This window comes from Bradyrhizobium sp. WSM1743 (assembly GCF_000473065.1).
Lineage (GTDB): Bacteria > Pseudomonadota > Alphaproteobacteria > Rhizobiales > Xanthobacteraceae > Bradyrhizobium.
In genome coordinates this window covers 36,294-52,616 of the sequence record NZ_AXAZ01000039.1, presented here as the reverse complement: position 1 = coordinate 52,616, position 16,323 = coordinate 36,294, and the positions used below count along the sequence as shown (strand labels likewise).

General features: G+C 65.9%; 16 protein-coding genes and 1 pseudogene. 6 read left to right on the top strand and 11 right to left on the bottom strand.

What is annotated here, in order from left to right; all coding sequences use genetic code 11:
* Positions 1 to 169 precede the first annotated feature (169 nt).
* Entirely contained in the window at positions 170 to 751 is a 582-nt protein-coding gene (locus tag YU9_RS44690) for a hypothetical protein (protein WP_156952050.1), read from the top strand.
* A 178-nt stretch (positions 752 to 929) separates the two neighbouring features.
* Here the strand turns inward: YU9_RS44690 and YU9_RS42255 are convergent.
* Positions 930 to 1,580: pseudogene (locus tag YU9_RS42255) on the bottom strand (magnesium chelatase domain-containing protein); the annotation flags it as partial.
* Positions 1,581 to 1,808: 228 nt separating this feature from the next.
* Between YU9_RS42255 and YU9_RS0122445 the strand changes: the two are divergent.
* Together YU9_RS0122445 and YU9_RS0122440 are read left to right on the top strand one after the other, a co-directional pair.
* Complete coding sequence (locus tag YU9_RS0122445; protein WP_018644993.1) at positions 1,809 to 2,054, top strand: PilZ domain-containing protein; 246 nt, start codon at positions 1,809 to 1,811, stop codon at positions 2,052 to 2,054.
* A 79-nt stretch (positions 2,055 to 2,133) separates the two neighbouring features.
* A complete protein-coding gene (locus YU9_RS0122440) occupies positions 2,134 to 2,919 on the top strand; it encodes a tetratricopeptide repeat protein (protein WP_027574809.1) in 786 nt (261 codons plus the stop codon).
* 71 nt (positions 2,920 to 2,990) lie between these two features.
* Here YU9_RS0122440 and YU9_RS0122435 read toward each other — a convergent pair whose 3' ends face one another.
* The 7 genes from YU9_RS0122435 to rsmI form a co-directional block, all read right to left on the bottom strand.
* Positions 2,991 to 4,280 carry an AAA family ATPase gene (locus YU9_RS0122435; RefSeq protein ID WP_027574808.1) on the bottom strand — a complete coding sequence of 430 codons (1,290 nt, stop codon included), beginning with the start codon at positions 4,278 to 4,280 and terminating at the stop codon, positions 2,991 to 2,993.
* On the bottom strand, positions 4,277 to 5,008 hold the full coding sequence (locus tag YU9_RS0122430) for a CpaD family pilus assembly protein (RefSeq protein ID WP_027574807.1): 732 nt from the start codon (positions 5,006 to 5,008) through the stop codon (positions 4,277 to 4,279). Before YU9_RS0122430 ends, YU9_RS0122435 begins: the two co-directional genes overlap by 4 nt.
* Positions 5,009 to 5,059: 51 nt before the next feature.
* The gene (locus YU9_RS0122425) at positions 5,060 to 6,577 is read right to left on the bottom strand and encodes a type II and III secretion system protein family protein (protein WP_027574806.1); all 1,518 of its coding nucleotides are present in this window, start codon (positions 6,575 to 6,577) and stop codon (positions 5,060 to 5,062) included.
* A 10-nt stretch (positions 6,578 to 6,587) separates the two neighbouring features.
* Positions 6,588 to 7,409: a Flp pilus assembly protein CpaB gene (cpaB, locus tag YU9_RS0122420; RefSeq protein WP_027574805.1), complete on the bottom strand. Its 822-nt coding sequence runs from the start codon at positions 7,407 to 7,409 to the stop codon at positions 6,588 to 6,590.
* A 490-nt stretch (positions 7,410 to 7,899) separates the two neighbouring features.
* The gene (gshB, locus tag YU9_RS0122410; RefSeq protein WP_027574804.1) at positions 7,900 to 8,844 is read right to left on the bottom strand and encodes a glutathione synthase; all 945 of its coding nucleotides are present in this window, start codon (positions 8,842 to 8,844) and stop codon (positions 7,900 to 7,902) included.
* Positions 8,845 to 8,854: 10 nt separating this feature from the next.
* The gene (locus YU9_RS0122405) at positions 8,855 to 9,256 is read right to left on the bottom strand and encodes a YraN family protein (RefSeq protein ID WP_027574803.1); all 402 of its coding nucleotides are present in this window, start codon (positions 9,254 to 9,256) and stop codon (positions 8,855 to 8,857) included.
* Positions 9,243 to 10,217, bottom strand: a complete 975-nt coding sequence (gene rsmI, locus YU9_RS0122400; RefSeq protein ID WP_027574802.1) for a 16S rRNA (cytidine(1402)-2'-O)-methyltransferase — start codon at positions 10,215 to 10,217, stop codon at positions 9,243 to 9,245. The genes YU9_RS0122405 and rsmI overlap by 14 nt, the downstream gene beginning before the upstream one ends.
* A gap of 336 nt (positions 10,218 to 10,553) precedes the next feature.
* Between rsmI and YU9_RS0122395 the strand changes: the two genes are divergently transcribed.
* Entirely contained in the window at positions 10,554 to 11,786 is a 1,233-nt protein-coding gene (locus tag YU9_RS0122395) for a penicillin-binding protein activator (RefSeq protein WP_027574801.1), read from the top strand.
* A 60-nt stretch (positions 11,787 to 11,846) separates the two neighbouring features.
* Here the strand turns inward: YU9_RS0122395 and hemW are convergent, their stop codons facing one another.
* Genes hemW through rph form a run of 3 tightly spaced genes read right to left on the bottom strand, consistent with a single transcriptional unit; the run spans position 11,847 to position 14,348 of the window.
* Positions 11,847 to 13,001 carry a radical SAM family heme chaperone HemW gene (gene hemW, locus YU9_RS0122390; RefSeq protein ID WP_027574800.1) on the bottom strand — a complete coding sequence of 385 codons (1,155 nt, stop codon included), beginning with the start codon at positions 12,999 to 13,001 and terminating at the stop codon, positions 11,847 to 11,849.
* Entirely contained in the window at positions 12,988 to 13,623 is a 636-nt protein-coding gene (gene rdgB, locus YU9_RS0122385; protein ID WP_027574799.1) for an RdgB/HAM1 family non-canonical purine NTP pyrophosphatase, read from the bottom strand. The genes hemW and rdgB overlap by 14 nt, the downstream gene beginning before the upstream one ends.
* A gap of 11 nt (positions 13,624 to 13,634) precedes the next feature.
* On the bottom strand, positions 13,635 to 14,348 hold the full coding sequence (gene rph / locus YU9_RS0122380; protein ID WP_027574798.1) for a ribonuclease PH: 714 nt from the start codon (positions 14,346 to 14,348) through the stop codon (positions 13,635 to 13,637).
* Positions 14,349 to 14,516: 168 nt separating this feature from the next.
* Here rph and hrcA point away from each other — a divergent pair, with 168 nt between their 5' ends.
* The gene (gene hrcA / locus YU9_RS0122375; protein ID WP_027574797.1) at positions 14,517 to 15,605 is read left to right on the top strand and encodes a heat-inducible transcriptional repressor HrcA; all 1,089 of its coding nucleotides are present in this window, start codon (positions 14,517 to 14,519) and stop codon (positions 15,603 to 15,605) included.
* A 96-nt stretch (positions 15,606 to 15,701) separates the two neighbouring features.
* Positions 15,702 to 16,319, top strand: a complete 618-nt coding sequence (grpE, locus tag YU9_RS0122370) for a nucleotide exchange factor GrpE (protein ID WP_027574796.1) — start codon at positions 15,702 to 15,704, stop codon at positions 16,317 to 16,319.
* The last annotated feature ends 4 nt before the right edge of the window (positions 16,320 to 16,323 follow it).

The window sequence follows — 16,323 nt, the reverse complement described above, 5'->3', positions numbered from 1 at the left end:
CGGATTTTCAAGCAACCCGTGCCGGCTCAGGCCACCAAAATCGAACCCAAGGAGCTCAAATCAGGCTGTGCGGCACGATTTCCGCACGGTCGCAATCGGGGGGCATGATCCGGTTTAGAACCGCCGTTGCGGCATGCACCGCCGCGGTACTGGATATACGGAGCAGATGATGATCGAGGACGGTGGGGCCGCTGACCGGCCTTCCGGTCGGCGCCGGCGGCCCCTGGAGGCGCTCCACTTCGTGCCGCGCTTTTCAATCCGCATGATCCCGGAGCTGGCCGCCAGCCACGTCGACGCGCGCGAGGCGGCGGCGTTCGCCGCTGGCCACCGGATCGCTGCCGGCGGACGCACCGCTCAGGATTTCCTGACCATCTTCGAATGGAAGACTAGGGGCCGCGGCCGGTCTCGGCCTGCCCTGAACAACGACGGCGAGATCGCCGATGCACTGGACCTGGCATTGGCCGCCCGCACCGAGCGGGCCGCCATCGCGGTCCTGACCGGGCTATCGGGCGTCGACGTCGCGGTGGCCTCCGCGGTGATGACGGCCGTGGCGCCGCAGCGGTACACCGTGATCGACTTCCGCGCCCTATGGAGCCTCGGCATCGAACGGCGTGGTTACTATTCGGTGACTCTCTATCTCGGGTATCTCGCCGCCTGCCGCGCCATCGCCGCCGGCGCCGGCGTAGACCTGCGAACGCTCGACCGCGCCCTCTGGCGATATTCGGAAGCCAACCAGCCGACGGGCATCTGAGAATATTCTTCTCCCGCGGACGAGGCTAATTTTGGCGCACCTCTCGCGGATGTGATCGATCGAACTGCATTATTTTCTGTGAATTCAATCGGATGGCACCGAGTCGTGTCGATGCGCACAGAAAGTATTCAATCGCACAGGTTCACATACGACGACATCAATTTACTTGAGCTTTGTATCCCATCCTCAGCAAATGATGCCCGCCAGCGGCCGCGATCTCCAGCGCGCGCTTGGCACTCTCCTGGCCCTTGATGTCGCGCAGGTCGAGCGTGGAGGCGGCGGCCTCATGCACCCTGGGCGTGGGCCGCGACAGCACCTGCGTGCCCTTGAAATGGTTGGCGATCTGGATCAGCGAGCTTGCTGCGATGATCTGGATGTCCGGGCTCGCCCACGCCGCTTCGGAGCCGCATGAGGCCGGGCAGATCAGCCCTTCCTCGCGCATATTGGCGCCGATCGCGGCGGGAAGGACGCCGGCCACCGGCGCGATCGAGCCATCGAGGCCGAGCTCGCCGAGCACGGTGAAGCCGGTCAGCGCATCCGGCGGGATCGCGCCGATCGCCGCCATCAGCCCGAGCGCGATCGGCAGGTCGTAATGGCTGCCCTCCTTGGGCAGGTCGGCCGGCGCCAGATTGACGATGATCCGCCGCGCCGGCAGCGCCAGCCCCGAGGCGATCAGCGCCGAGCGCACCCGCTCGCGCGCCTCCGACACCGCCTTGTCCGGAAGGCCGACGATGGCGAAGGCCGGCAGGCCGGGCGCGACCTGCACCTGCACGTCGACCGCGCGGGCCTCGATCCCCTCAAAGGCGACGGTAGAAACCCGCTGAACCATGCTCGAACCAGCCTGCCCTCTCCTGCAATTAGGGGTAGCAGAGCGCGGCGGTTTTCGCAAGAACAATACGGGAACAATCCCCTGGCGCCCGGTCAAATCCTAACCAGGCGTAAACGCGATCTCGACACTGCGCTTCGAATGCGAGCTTCTGTCCTCAGCACATTCCAACGAATGTCCGCTACTCCTAGGCCTGCGGGATGGGCCGTGGTCTAACGGGTGAACAGTTCAATGCTTGCAAATCGCCGGAGAAGCGAACGTCGGGTGTGCAGCCGGCTCGCCAAGATCCATTTTGGCGCGGGCTCGCTGCCGCGGGATTGCACGATCACGGATATTTCGGACGGCGGCGTGAAAGTGGTGGCGGAATTTTTGGAAGTGCCGCCGCAATTCACCATCATCTTCGCGCCTGATTATTCCCGCCAATGCCGCCTGCGCTGGCGCATCGGCTGCGAGTTCGGTGCCGAGTTCGTCGATTAAGCTGCTGCGCGGCGCGTCCTTAACGGGACTTTAGCGTTAATCGGTAAGCATCTCTGATCAGTTGCCGAGTGATCAGAGTATGTCCACGCGTTCGTTCCTCGCTTTTCCCCCGGCGAGATATCTGTGTTCCGCCGTTCTGATCCTCGCGCTCGGCGGCTGTCAGACCACCGGCATTGAGGACGTCACCGGTGCGCTCGGCGGCAAGCAGGACTCCGTCGCCAAGGCCGACAGCAAGGCCGACGCCAGGCCGGAGATGGACGCACTTCGCGAGCGTTACCGCGCCAAGCCCAGCGATCCCGCAATTGCTATCGAATATGGCAAGGCGCTGCGCGACGGCGGCCAGCGTGCGCAGGCGGTCGCGGTGCTGGAGCAGGCCGTGCTCGCCCATCCCAGCAACAAGGCGCTGCTCGCCGGCTATGGCCGCGCGCTCGCCGACAACGGCAATTTCCAGCAGGCCTTCGACGTCCTCGGCCGCGCGCATTCGCCCGAGGATCCCGATTGGCGCATCCTGTCGGCGCAGGGCGCGGCGCTCGATCAGCTCGGCCGCAACGAGGAAGCGCAGCAATATTACGCCGCGGCGTTGAAGATCGTCCCGAACGAGCCGACCGTGCTGTCCAATCTCGGACTGTCCTATATGCTGCAAAACAATCTGTCGAAGGCCGAACAGGTGCTCGGCCGCGCTTATCAGCGCAATCAGAACGATGCGCGGGTCCGCGCCAATCTGGCGCTCGTGCTCGGATTGCAGGGCCGCGAGGCCGAGGCCGAAATCCTCGTGAAGGCAGATTTGCCGCCGGACCAGGCAGCGGCCAAGGTCGCAGCGCTGAGGCAGCTGCTGGCGAAGAAGCAGCAGCGGGCGGACAGGTAATCCGCCCTAGAGCATGATCCGGAAAAGTGTGAAGCGGTTTTCCGAAAAGATCATGCTCAAATAAGCTGCGCTTACGACGCCTTGCGATGCGGAGCTGAGCCGCGCCCCGACTTGCCCTTCAGCTTCTTCAAGAGCGGCTCGAGCAGCGAGCGCTTCGGCTTCTTCACCTCGCCGCGGCCGGCGAGTCGGTTCGCCATGTTCTGGAACAGAAGGGTGGTGCGGTGGGTCCTGGAGACCTCCGCGATCATCTGGCCGTTATTGGCCGCGGTCGAGAACAATTTCGAATCGAACGGGATCACCGCGATCGGCTGGCTCTCCATGGTCTTGGCGAAGGCCTTGACCTCGATCTCCGCGCGCTTGGGCATGCCGACCTGGTTGATGCAGTACAGCGGCGGCCGGTCGTTCGGCCGCGCCGCCTTCAGCACGCTCAGCATGTTCTTGGTGTTGCGCAGATTGGCGAGATCGGGCTCGGCCACGATCACGATGTCGTCAGCGTTCACCAGCGCGCGCCGCGTCCAGCCGGACCATTGATGGGGAACGTCGAGCACGATGCAGGGCGTGGTCATGCGCAGCGTGTCGAACACCGCGTCAAAGGCTTCGGCACCGAAATCGTAGACGCGGTCGAGCGTGGCCGGCGCAGCGAGGAGGCTGAGGCGATCGGTGCATTTGGCGAGCAGGCGCTCCATCAGTGCCGTGTCCGGCCGGTCCTGCGACAGCACCGCATTGGCGATGCCCTGCACCGGATCCTGATTGTAGTCGAGGCCCGCCGTGCCGAAGGCGAGGTCGAGATCGATCACGACGGAATCGAGCGAGAGGTCTCGGGCAATGGTCCAGGCCAGATTATGCGCGACGGTGGACGCGCCGACGCCGCCCTTGGCGCCGACCACCGCGATGACGCGGCCGGTGATGATGGCTTCAGAGGCCGAGAACAGGCTGCAGATCGAGCGGACGACGTCGAGGGTCTCGACCGGTCCGACCACGTAGTCGTTGACGCCGCGGCGCACCAGCTCGCGATAGGGCGCGGTGTCGTTGGGGCTGCCGATCACGACCACGCGCGTGCCGGGATCGCAGACGCCGGCGAGGTCGTCGAGCCCCTCCAGGATGTCGCGCGTGCCGTCGGACTCGATGACGATCACGTTCGGCGTCGGCATCGATTCATAGGCTTCGATCGCGGCGGCGAGGCCACCGTCCCTGGCGGTGAGGTGGGCCTTGGCGAGCCGGCGATCCTCGCCCGCCGCGGTCACGGCCTTGAGCGTCTGCTCGGTCTCGCAAAAGGCTTGCACCGAAATGCGAGGAACCGGCGCGATGTGTTCCTCGGGGTGCCCTAGGTCGTCCGCGTCTTCGTCGTGAAGCCGTGTCATTTGCCGGTATCGCTGAGTTTGGCCTTGTCGGATTCGGGATAGGTGGTCGCGGTCGTCGTGCCCTTGCGGTAACGGTCGAAGGCGATGTCGCGCCGTGCGGTATAGGCGGGCGTCTCCGCGCGCGGCTGCTCGAGGTCGGCCGGGTTGTCGATCATCGCCGCGAGATTGCGCTGGCTGGCGCAGCCCAGATTGAAATAGGGCCGGTTCTCGTTGTAGCCGGGATCGAGGATGGAGGGGCCGACGTCTTCCGGCCACAGCCCGCAGGGGCCGGCGACGGCCGCGATCTTCGAATAACTCAGGCGGATGGTCGGCAGCAGTCCGGGATCGTCAGGACGATAAGGATGCTGGACAATGGCACGCGACGGCACGCCGCCGGACGTGAGCACGGAGCGGATCTCCTGATAGGTCGCGGCAGCCGCGCGCGAATTGGCGGTGTCGACCGGCACGTCGACGACGACGGAGCCGGTGCCTTCGCGCACCCAGTCCCGTGCGATGCCCGCGACATCCGAATGCTGCGCAGCCGAGAGGCCGCCTCTCGCCTTGCCGACGAAGATCACGATCGACTTCTTGCCTTCCTGCACCGCGATCGGGTGGCGCTGGCGATAGTCGGTCGGCACCGTCTGGGTGACGATCTCTGTGGTGTTGCAGGCGCCGAGCACGACGGAGAGCCCCGTCAGTGCCAGCGCGATCCGCACATTGCGACGTCGATCGGCTGATGTTGTCGTCATCGCGTCGTCCCCTCTTGCCCTGTTTCTTGCCCGGTCCCCAAACCGTTCGTCTCAGTCGATGATGAAGCCGAAATCACCGGGCGTGCCGGCGACCGGATCGACACGGCTCGCGATGCCGTAGAGGCGGTTGATCCGGCCGAGCAGCGCCCTCTGCGCGTCCGAGGCGGGCGCGAAGCCGTCGTCGGGCCTGGACAATTCCTTCTGGGCGACCGCGCGCACCACATAGGGCGTCACGATCACCATCAGCTCGGTCTCGTTGTTGACGAAGTCCTGGCTGCGGAACAGCGCGCCGATGATCGGCACCTGGTCGACACCGGGCAGTCCGTTGATCGCCTGCTTGGTCTGCTGCTGGATCAGGCCGGCCATCGCCATCGAGCCGCCCGACGGAATTTCCAGCGTTGTTTCGGCGCGGCGGGTCTGCACCGAAGGAATGGTGATCGAGTTGTTCGCGAACGTGGACACGGCCTGCGTCAACGTGATCGAGTTGGTGTTCGACAACTCCGAGACCTCGGTCATCACGCGCAGGCTGATGCGGCCTTCGCTGAGCACGACCGGGGTGAAATTCAGGGAGATGCCGAACTTCTTGTAGGTGACCTGGGTGGTGCAAACGTGAGTGACCGGATCGCAGGCATAGCCACCAGGAATCGGGAATTCGCCGCCGGCGACGAAAGTGGCGGATTCGCCCGAGATCGCGGTCAGGCTCGGCTCGGCCAGCGTGCGCATGACACCGGCGCTTTCCATCGCCCGCATCGTCGCGCTGACGGTGGCGACGCCCTTGGCGAGACCGGCGACGCCGAGCCCGTTGCTGCCAACGATCGGTCCGCCGGAGACCGAGAACGGGTTGGAATTGTTGAAATTCACCACCGCGGTGCCGGCGTTCAGGCTGGCGCTGAGATCGACGCCCAGCTGCTTGACGATATCGCGGCGGACCTCGCCGACCACGACCTTAAGCATGACCTGGTCGCGGCCGCGCACGACGATGTTGTTGACGACCTTGTCCGAGCCGCCGACCAGCTTTGCGGCGACGTCGCCGACCTGCTGGGCCTCGACCGGGCTCGACACCGAGCCGGTCAGCATCACGCTGTCGCCGACGCCTTCGATCTGGACGCCGGGCAGGGACTGGCGCAACGCCGCACGCATGCCGTTGAGGTCGCGCTTCACCGCGATGTCATAGGAGGCGACCTGCTGGCCGTCAGCGGTGAAGAACACGACATTGGTCTGGCCGACCTGGCCGCCGATGATATAGGCGCGCTGTGCCGAGCGGATCACCGCGTTGGCGATCTTGGGATCGGCCACCAGCACGTCCTTGACCTCGCGCGGCAGGTCGATGACGACAGATTTGCCCACGCCGAGAGAGAGGAAACGCGTCCTTGCCGGTGCGACCGTCGCGACCGGCGATACGTCGAGATCCGACGCTTGCATCGGCGCCTGATCGCCGACCGGCGCATCAGCTGCGCTGACGACATCGGGGACCGCGAGCAGCCCCAGCATCAACATCGTCCCCGCCAAGAACGAGCGTGCGCGCTTCCCCCGAATGCGCAGGCCCGTCCGATCACCCCCGAAGTTCATGCTGTCCCCATCACCTCTGTGACGTCAGTTGCCGTGCCGGCACGCCGTAACGGATCACGTTCACGCCGCCCGGGCGCTTGATCGCTTGGTCCTCGGGCGTGCCGTCGATTGCGTTGGCATCGACGATGCTGCGCAGCGCGAGTGTCAGGGTGCCGCCCTGCCGTGCGGCCGAGAGCGTGGCGACCTGGTCGGGCCGGAGCTCGAGCGTGACGGTCTTGCCGACCACGGCGTTCTGGCCGTCCTTTTCCTTCGGTGCCTGGTCGATCGCGAGCACGCGGATGTTGGTGAGAATGACCTCTGACAGGACGAGGTCGTTGCCGCCGGTCGGACCGTTGGTGTTGCCGCCGTCGGGATTCTTCAGGCGGCGGGTCAGGACGATGTCGACGCGGTCATTCGGAAGGATGAAGCCGCCGGCGCCGGTTTCGGCTGAAATCTCGGTGGAGACGGCGCGCATTCCGGACGGCAGGATTGCGGCCATGAAGCCGGAGCCTTCGGCCTTGACCAGCTTCTGCTCGCGGATCGGCTCGCCCTGCATCAACGGCACGCGCGCGATCGAGCCGGCGATCTGGGTCTGTGCTTCGGGCCTGCTGTCGCGGCGGATGAAGGCGCTGCTCGCCGTCGCCGCCGGCCAGGCCTGCCATTGCAGATCGTCGGGCTTGACGGCTTGGCCGAGCTGGATGTCGTTCTTCGCGACCAGGACCTCGACCGTCGGTAGCTTCTCGGCGACTGGCAGGACGGGCGCGGGTGCATTTTGATAGCCGCTCGCCAGATACGCAGCGACGCCGCCGGCGCCGAGCGCGATGACGAGAACGACAATGCGTGCGGTATTCATACGCTTGTACTCTTACGCGGGGCACTCGAACCGCACCTGGCGTGTTCCCCCGCGTCGATGAGTAGGGAGTAAAAGTATAAGGGGTGTTGCGAGGCCGAACGCGATGGCCGGCCGTGACGCTGGTTTTCGGCAGATGGTGAACGTGGCGTTATTCGGTCGGCCAGCGCCACCGTAGATTCACGTAATGCGAAGGGCGCATGGATGCGGCGCGGGCTGCTATGGTGAATGGGTGGTTAGTGAAGGGAGAGGCTCGAAGTCGCACGCCATTGCAGTGTGCGCCCGCGACGGGCTAGCGATCCGTCATCCCCGCGCAATGGCGAAGCCATTGTCGCTGAAGGTGCGAGGCTTGCGATGCAACGCATCGCAAGGTGAGCCTCGAAGGATGTACGGCCGCGATGCAGCCGGGCCGTCGTCCTTCGAGGCCCGTCCTGCCATGCAGGACGAGCGCCTCAGGATGACGATGATAAATTGAGGCCTGCGTAGCCTGAAGCTACTTCTTCCGCTTCTTTTCGATCGCGTCCCAGATCTTCGCCGCGACATCGGGGCCGCCGAGCCGCGAGATGGCGCGGATGCCGGTGGGCGAGGTGACGTTGATCTCGGTGAGGTTGCCGTTGATGACGTCGATGCCGACGAACAAAAGGCCGCGCTCGCGCAGCGCCGGGCCGACGGTAGCGCAGATCTCGCGCTCGCGCGGGGTGAGCTCGGTCTCCTGCGCCGCGCCGCCGCGAACCATGTTGGAGCGCAGGTCGTCGGTGGCCGGCACGCGGTTCACCGCGCCGGCGAATTCGCCGTCGACGAGGATGATGCGCTTGTCGCCGTGCTTCACCTCGGGGATGAATTGCTGGATCACCCAAGGCTCCCGGAACGTCACCGAGAACATGTCGAACAGCGAGCCGAAATTCATGTCCTGCGGCATCACGCGGAACACCGCCGCGCCGCCATGACCGTGCAGCGGCTTCATGACGACGGCGCCATGCCTGTCGCGAAACGCGTTGATCTCATCCAAGTCGCGCGAGATCAGCGTCGGCGGCATCAGCTGCGGAAAATTCATCACGAACAGCTTTTCCGGCGCGTTGCGCACCGAGGCGGGATCGTTGACGACCAGCGTCTTCGGATGAATGCGCTCCAGGAAATGCGTCGAGGTGATGTAGGCGAGGTCGAATGGCGGGTCCTGGCGCAGCAGGACCACGTCAAAAGCGTTGAGCGCCTCGCGCTTGGGCTCGCCGAGGGTGAAATGATCGCCGGGCTCGTCGCGCACGGTCAGGAGCTGAACCGGCGCGACCAGCTCCTCGCCGACCATCGAGAGCTTGTCGGGCGTGTAGTAGGACAGGCCATGGCCACGCTTCTGCGCCTCCAGCAGCAACGCAAAGGTGGAATCGCCCTTGATGTTGATGCGGGCGATGGGGTCCATCTGGACGGCGACGTTCAGTTTCATGGTCTGCCTTTCAGGTCGAGGCGTCGAATGCCGCCAACACATGGCGCGGAAGTGAGCGCGGCGCAATCAGCATGGCGTCGAATCGCAATTCGAATTCGGCATGCTCGGGATGCGCTACGAGCCAGCCTTGCGCCGCGTCGATGATGCGCTGCTGCTGGCGCGGCGTCACGGCGAAGGCAGCGTCGTCCAGCGTCGCCCGCGCCTTGACCTCGACGAAGGCGATCAAATTGCGGCGGCGCGCCACGATGTCGATCTCGCCATACGGGGTGCGGTAGCGTTTGGCGAGGATGCGGTAGCCCTTGGCCATGAGATAGGCGGCGGCTCGGCTCTCCGCGGAGATGCCGGTGCGGAACGCGGCGACGCGCTCGGGCGAGGCGACTTTCGGTTCTGCAGGGATCTCAATCTTCGCCATCGCCGCCTCGCAGATCCTTGTGCAGGTTCTTGTGCAAGTCCTTGGCGAGCTCGAGCGCGCGGGCATAGACCTCGCGGCGCGGCCGGCCCGACAGTGCGACCGCATGCGCCACGGCATCCTTGACGCTGTTGGTGGCAAGCTGCTCGCGCAGGAGACCGTCGAGCGCATCCGATGCCAGCACCTCGGCGTCGGCTGCAGGCGGACCGATCACCAGAACGAATTCACCGCGCGTCTCTGGCGCGTCGGCTTGCCGCGCGAACTCGGCAAGGGGCGCACGCCTGACCTCCTCGTGCAACTTGGTCAACTCGCGGCAGACCGCGGCCTCTCGTTCACCCATGATCTCGGCGAGATCGGTCAAGGTGGCCTGCATGCGATTGCCCGATTCGAACATCACCAGCGTCGCGTCGATGCGCGCAAGCTCGGCCAGGCGTGCGCGGCGCGCCGCCGATTTCGCCGGCAAGAAACCCTCGAAGAAGAAGCGGTCGGTCGGCAGCGCAGCGACCGACAGAGCTGCCAGCACCGAGGACGGGCCGGGCAGCGCATATACCGGATGACCGGCGGCGCAGACCTCGCGCACCAGCTTGAAGCCGGGGTCGGAGATCAGCGGCGTGCCAGCGTCCGACACCAGCGCGACCGAGCCGCCTTGCGCCAGCGCCTCCCGAATCTTCGGGCGCGCCGTTTCCGCGTTGTGCTCGTGATAGGGCTTGAGCGTTGCTGCGATCGCATAGCGTTCGGTCAGGCGGCGCGTGATGCGGGTGTCCTCGCAGGCGATGACATCGACGCCGGCGAGCGTCTGAAGCGCCCGCAGGGTGATGTCGCCGAGGTTGCCGATGGGAGTCGCCACCAGATAGAGGCCCGGTGCGGCCTTTGGCGCCGCGAGCCGATGGGCATCGATGGAGAAACCGCGCGAGGCGGCGTCTTGAGCTTCAGGCGTATTTATCGGGGCCGGCTTTGCGCGCATAATGAAGTCAACTTAGGCACGATCCACAGGGCTGGGAACCGGCTGGCCGAAAAAGATCGTGCCGAGGTGAGGGGGAGGAACGGACGGGAATGTGATCGATCCAGGATCGCGTCGAGAGGGAATGAGGGCGCTTGCGCCATATTCACGACGGAAACGCCGCCTTGATGCTGAATGAGTGACGGCGAACAGCTGCCGGAACGGGAAGGCGGTCGCGTTAAGCGGTTGTTATCCTTTTGTTTTGGTTAACTATTTGCCGACAATATGCCTGAATCCTCGGCTTGTGTCGCGGAAGGAATGTCATGACCAGCCGGCGACGGCGGGTCAGGAGAAGCTGCCATGGTGGGCCCGCGTCATCCAAAGTCTCCCGTTCTGGGGTCCCGATCCTCGGGAGCAACCCGCCGGAGTGCGCTCGGCCTGTTGCTCGGTGCGCCGGTGCTGTCGGCCTGCGCCGGTGTGCAGCAAAGCCTCAGCCAGTTCTCCAACCCGTTCTCGAGCTCCGCACCGCCGGCCCAGCCGGCAGGTCCCCAGCAACAGGCGACGACCGCCGGCACCGGCGGCGTGAAGGTCGGTCTGATTTTGCCGCTTTCTGCCGCCGGCAATGCGGGCCTCGCCGCGCAATCGATGCGCAACGCCGCCGAGATGGCGCTGGCCGAGTTCCAGAACCCGAACATCCAGCTCCTGATCAAGGACGACAATGGCAGCCCGCAAGGCGCACAAGCCGGCGCGCAGCAGGCGGTCGAGGAGGGCGCCGAAATCATCCTGGGGCCGCTGTTCGCGCAGTCGGTGCCGGCGGTCGCGCAGGTCGCGCGCACGCGCGGCATCTCCGTCATCGCCTTCTCGACCGATTCCAGCATCGCGGGCCGCGGCGTCTATCTGCTCAGCTTCCTGCCGGAGTCCGACGTCAATCGCATCGTCGAATATTCCGCCAGCATCGGAAAGCGCTCCGTGGCTGTGCTGGTGCCCGACAATGCCTATGGCAATGTCGTCGAGGCCGCGGTGAAGGCGGCCGTGCCGCGGCGTGGCGGACGCATCGTCGCCTTCGAGAAATACGGCGCCGATCGCGCCACGCCGGCGCGCACCGTGGCGCAGCAGCTCGGCAGCGCGGATGCGCTGTTCATTGCCGATGACGGCGACGCCGTCGTGTCAGTGGCGGATGCGATGACGGCCGCGGGCGCGAACCTGCGCAACATCCAGCTGCTCGGCACCGGCCTGTGGGACAATCCGCGCGTCTATGCGAGCTCGGCGCTGCAAGGCGGTCTCTACGCCGCGCCCGACCCGGCCGGCTTCCGCGCCTTCTCCGGCCGCTACCGCACCAAATATGGCGGCGAGCCGGTGCGAACCGCCACGCTCGCCTATGACGCGGTCGCCCTCGTCGCCGCGCTCGCGCGCACGCAGGGCGGCCAACGCTTCTCCTCCGATGTGCTCACGAATCCTTCTGGCTTCGCCGGCATCGACGGCCTGTTCCGCTTCCGCGCGGACGGCACGAACGAGCGCGGCCTTGCCGTGATGAAGGTGACGCAGGGTGGCGGCGTTGCGGTCGCGGGCTCGCCGAAGAGTTTTGGGGCGTAGCTGGTTCACCTCTCCCGCTTGCAAGCGGGCGAGGGAGCGCACCACCAATTTGGCTGAGACTTACGCCGCCAGATCCGCGACCACCGCATCCAGCACCGGAAAACCGCTGCTCGTCACGCGCAGGCGTCCCGTCGCGTCGACCGTGATCGCGCCTTCCTCGCGCAGGAGCGCGATGCGGCGGGGATCGAGCGAGCGGCCGGCGAGGGCCTTGTAGCGCTCGGGGTCGATGCCCTCGGCGAGACGCAATCCCATCAGCAGGAATTCGTCGGCGCGCTCCTCGCTGTTGAGGAGCTCGTCGGTGACGATGCCGTCGCCGTTCGTCTCGACCCGCATCAGCCAGGCCTCGGGACGCTTCTCTGTGGCGGTGGCGTGGCGCACGCCGTCGATGTCGAGCCGGCCATGCGCGCCGGGGCCGATGCCGGCATATTCCTCGCCGCGCCAATAAACCAGATTGTGCCGGCACTCTGCGCCGCGCCGCGCGTGATTGGAGATCTCGTAGGCGGGCAGGCCGAGCTTGTCGCAGGTCTCCTGCGTGACGTCGTAGAGCGCGCGTGCGACCGCCTCGTCGGGCGTCTTCAATTTGCCGGCCTGGTGCAGGCCGAAGAACGGCGTGCCTTCCTCGATCGTCAACTGATAGAGCGACAGATGCTCGGCCGCTTCATCGATCGCGTGTCGCAGCTCATCGGCCCACATCGCCGGCGTCTGGTCGGGGCGGGCGTAGATCAGGTCGAACGAATAGCGGTCAAACGAGCGGCGTGCGATGGCGACGGCATCGAGCGCCTCGCGCGCGCTGTGCATGCGTCCCAGCGCCTTCAGCGAGGCGTCGTCGAGTGCCTGCACGCCGAGCGAGACGCGGTTGACGCCGGCGGCGCGATAGCCGGCGAAGCGCGTGGCTTCGACGCTGGTCGGGTTCGCTTCCAGCGTGACCTCGACGTCGGCTGCGACGGTCCAATGCTTGCCGATCGCATCGAGCACCGCGCCGACGGTTGCAGGCTGCATCAAGGACGGCGTGCCGCCGCCGAGGAAGATCGAGGTGACCGCGCGGCTCGGCGCGCGCTGTGCGGTCGTTTCGATCTCACGTGCGAAGGCGGAGGCGAAGCGCGCCTCGTCGATCGCGGCGTGGCGGACATGGCTGTTGAAGTCGCAATAGGGACACTTCGACAGACAGAACGGCCAGTGCACGTAGACGCCAAAGGCTTCCTTAGCGCGGCTCAAGGCAGATCTCCGCCAGTTTCACGAAGGCGCGGGCGCGGTGCGACAGGCCAAGACCGAGCGGCGGCAGGCCGTGCTTCTCGATGCTTTCCATCTCGCCGAAGGTACGGCTGTGGCCATCGGGCAGGAACATCGGATCGTAGCCGAAGCCGGCATTCCCGCGCGGCGGCCAGACCAGCGTGCCGTCGACGCGCGCCTCGACCTGTTCGAGATGATCATCGGGCCAGGCAACGCAGAGCGCGGAGACGAAATGCGCTTTGCGCTTGTCGGGCGTCGTGGCGCCGCGTTCCTGCAACAGCCGCTCGATCTGCGCCATCGCCGCTGCGAAGTCCTTGTTTGGACCGGCCCAGCGCGCGCTGTAAATACCCGGTGCGCCGTCGAGTGCGTCGACCACGATGCCGGAATCGTCGGCGAAGGACGGAAGCTTGGTCGCACGCGCCGCCGCGATCGCCTTGATCGCGGCGTTGCTGCGGAAATCCTTGCCGGTCTCGTCCGGCTCGGACAGGCCGAGCTCACCGGCCGACACCGCCGCGATGCCGTACGGCGCAAGCAGCTCCTGCATCTCGGCGAGCTTGCCGGGATTGTGGGTGGCGATGACGAGCTTGTCCGTGATTCGGCGGTGCATGGGCCTATTGACTACGCCACAGCCAGTTTCTGCAAGTCCACCAGACGCGCGACGCCCTTGCGGGCCAGCGCCATCAACGCCAGGAACTCGGTTTCCGTGAACGGCTCGCGTTCCGCGGTGCCCTGCACCTCGATGATACGGCCATCGCCGGTCATGACGAAATTGGCATCGGTCTCGGCCTCGGAATCCTCGGCATAGTCGAGATCGAGCACCGGCGTGCCGTTGTAGATGCCGCAGGAGATCGCGGCGACGTTGTCGCGCAGCACGTTGGCCTTCACCATGTTGCGCGCCTTCATCCAATTGACGCAATCGGCGAGCGCGACCCAGGCCCCGGTGATCGAGGCCGTGCGCGTGCCGCCGTCGGCCTGGAGCACGTCGCAATCGACCGTGATCTGGCGTTCGCCGAGCGCTTCGAGATTGATGATGGTGCGAAGCGAGCGGCCGATCAGGCGCTGGATCTCGACGGTGCGGCCGCTCTGCTTTCCGGCGGAGGCCTCGCGGCGGGTCCGTTCCGAGGTCGCGCGCGGCAGCATGCCGTATTCGGCGGTGACCCAGCCGCGGCCCTGGCCCTTCAGCCACGGCGGCAGGCGATCCTCCAGCGTGGCGGTGACCAGCACGTGGGTGTCGCCGAATTTCACCAGGCAGGAGCCTTCCGCATATTTGACCACGCCGCGCTCCAGCGTCACGGGGCGCAATTCGTCGGGCGCACGGCGGCTTGGCCGCATGGGAAATCCTCCAAAACTCACGGGAAAAGGCTGCTCGCGGTGCTTGTAGGTGGGGCAGGGGTGGGCGGCAAGGTTTTTTCACCCCCTGATGTCGAGACCGCAAACGCCACGCTTGTCAGAAGCGCCCTGGATGGACAAATTATGAGCATCTGAGAGGAGTTACCGTCTGTGGCCCATCACGATCCGATCCATCTGATCGCGCCGCGCGCAGGCCTCGCCCAGCTCAACGAGCGTTCCCGCGACATCTTTCGTCAAATTGTCGAAAGCTATCTCGCGACCGGCGAGCCGGTGGGCTCGCGCAATATCTCGCGCCTGATCGCGATGCCGCTGTCGCCGGCCTCGGTCCGTAACGTCATGGCGGATCTGGAACAGCTCGGCCTGATCTATGCCCCGCATACCTCGGCGGGCCGGCTGCCGACGGAACTAGGCTTACGCTTCTTCGTCGATGCCCTGATGCAGGTCGGCGACCTCAACGAGGCCGAGCGGCAGTCGATCCAGAGCCAGCTCTCCTCCGTCGGCGAGGCGCAGTCGGTCGAGGCCGCGCTGGACCAGGCCTTGATGCGGCTCTCCGGCCTCACCCGGGCCGCCGCTGTCGTGTTGACACCAAAATCCAATGCGCGGCTCAAGCACATCGAATTCGTCCGGCTGGAACCAGAGAAAGCGCTGGTGATCCTGGTCGGCGAGGACGGTCAGGTCGAGAACCGCGTGCTGACGCTGCCGCCCGGAGTTCCCTCCTCAGCGCTGACCGAGGCCGGCAATTTCCTCAATGCGCGGATCCGCGGCCGCACGCTGACAGAGGCGCGGCTCGAGCTCGAAACCGCGCTCGCCGAGGCCCGTGCCGAGCTTGATCAGCTCACGCAGAAGGTGATCTCGGCCGGCATCGCCAGCTGGTCCGGCGGCGAGCACGAGGACCGCCAGCTCATCGTTCGCGGCCACGCCAATCTGCTTGAAGATTTGCATGCGCTGGAGGATCTGGAACGGGTGCGCCTGTTGTTCGACGATCTTGAGACCAAGCGCGGCGTGATCGACCTGCTCGGCCGGGCCGAAACCGCCGAGGGCGTGCGCATCTTCATCGGCAGTGAAAACAAGCTGTTTTCGCTGTCGGGGTCCTCCACCATCATCTCGCCCTATCGGGATGCCGCCGGCCACATCGTCGGCGTTCTCGGCGTGATCGGCCCGACGCGCCTAAATTATGCCCGCGTGATCCCGACCGTGGACTACGCCGCCCGCATCGTCAGCCGCCTTTTGGGGGGCTGACCGGCGTTTCCGCCGATCACGGGCGCTTGATTTTCGTGGGCTTAGGCACGATATCCGGGCCAACAATCCCTTCAGACGAGTTCGAGAACAGAGCCGATGAGCGATCAAGACCGGCAACCCGAAGACACGACCCAGCCGACCGCCGAGCCCGTGGTGTCGAAACCCTACATCATGCCCGACGATCCCGAGCCCGGTTCGGTCGAGACGTTGCAGAATGAAGCCACTGAGGCGCGCGACCGCATGTTGCGGACGCTGGCCGAGATGGAGAATTTGCGCAAGCGCACCACCAAGGAGGTCGCTGACGCCCGCCTTTACGGCATCACCGGCTTTGCCCGCGACGTGCTCGACATCGCCGACAATCTCCAGCGTGCGCTCGATGCTGTTCCGGCCGAAGCGCGGGCCGCGGCCGATCCCGGCCTGATCTCGCTGATCGAAGGCGTCGAGCTCACCGAGCGCTCGCTGCTCAACGCGCTGGAAAAGCACGGCGTGAAGAAGTTCGATCCGCAGGGCCAGAAATTCGATCCGAACTTCCAGCAGGCGATGTTCGAAGTGCCCGATGCGTCGGTGCCGTCGGGCACCGTGGTGCAGGTCGTGCAGGCCGGCTACACCATCGGCGAGCGCGTGCTGCGCCCGGCGCTGGTCGGTGTCGCCAAGGGTGGCGCAAAGGCTGCGCCGGCTGCGAACAACAACGAGTCGAGCAACGCCGCGAACTGAGTCT

Coding starts and splice junctions, on each gene's coding strand:
- cpaB (WP_027574805.1), bottom strand. CDS start 7,409: ATGAATACCGCACGCATTGTCGTTCTCGTCATCGCGCTCGGCGCCGGC.
- rdgB (WP_027574799.1), bottom strand. CDS start 13,623: ATGCACCGCCGAATCACGGACAAGCTCGTCATCGCCACCCACAATCCC.
- YU9_RS0122435 (WP_027574808.1), bottom strand. CDS start 4,280: ATGACACGGCTTCACGACGAAGACGCGGACGACCTAGGGCACCCCGAG.
- YU9_RS0122425 (WP_027574806.1), bottom strand. CDS start 6,577: ATGAACTTCGGGGGTGATCGGACGGGCCTGCGCATTCGGGGGAAGCGC.
- YU9_RS0122445 (WP_018644993.1), top strand. CDS start 1,809: ATGCTTGCAAATCGCCGGAGAAGCGAACGTCGGGTGTGCAGCCGGCTC.
- gshB (WP_027574804.1), bottom strand. CDS start 8,844: ATGAAACTGAACGTCGCCGTCCAGATGGACCCCATCGCCCGCATCAAC.
- YU9_RS0122440 (WP_027574809.1), top strand. CDS start 2,134: ATGTCCACGCGTTCGTTCCTCGCTTTTCCCCCGGCGAGATATCTGTGT.
- YU9_RS0122430 (WP_027574807.1), bottom strand. CDS start 5,008: ATGACGACAACATCAGCCGATCGACGTCGCAATGTGCGGATCGCGCTG.
- YU9_RS0122405 (WP_027574803.1), bottom strand. CDS start 9,256: ATGGCGAAGATTGAGATCCCTGCAGAACCGAAAGTCGCCTCGCCCGAG.
- grpE (WP_027574796.1), top strand. CDS start 15,702: ATGAGCGATCAAGACCGGCAACCCGAAGACACGACCCAGCCGACCGCC.
- rsmI (WP_027574802.1), bottom strand. CDS start 10,217: ATGCGCGCAAAGCCGGCCCCGATAAATACGCCTGAAGCTCAAGACGCC.
- YU9_RS44690 (WP_156952050.1), top strand. CDS start 170: ATGATCGAGGACGGTGGGGCCGCTGACCGGCCTTCCGGTCGGCGCCGG.
- rph (WP_027574798.1), bottom strand. CDS start 14,348: ATGCGGCCAAGCCGCCGTGCGCCCGACGAATTGCGCCCCGTGACGCTG.
- YU9_RS0122395 (WP_027574801.1), top strand. CDS start 10,554: ATGGTGGGCCCGCGTCATCCAAAGTCTCCCGTTCTGGGGTCCCGATCC.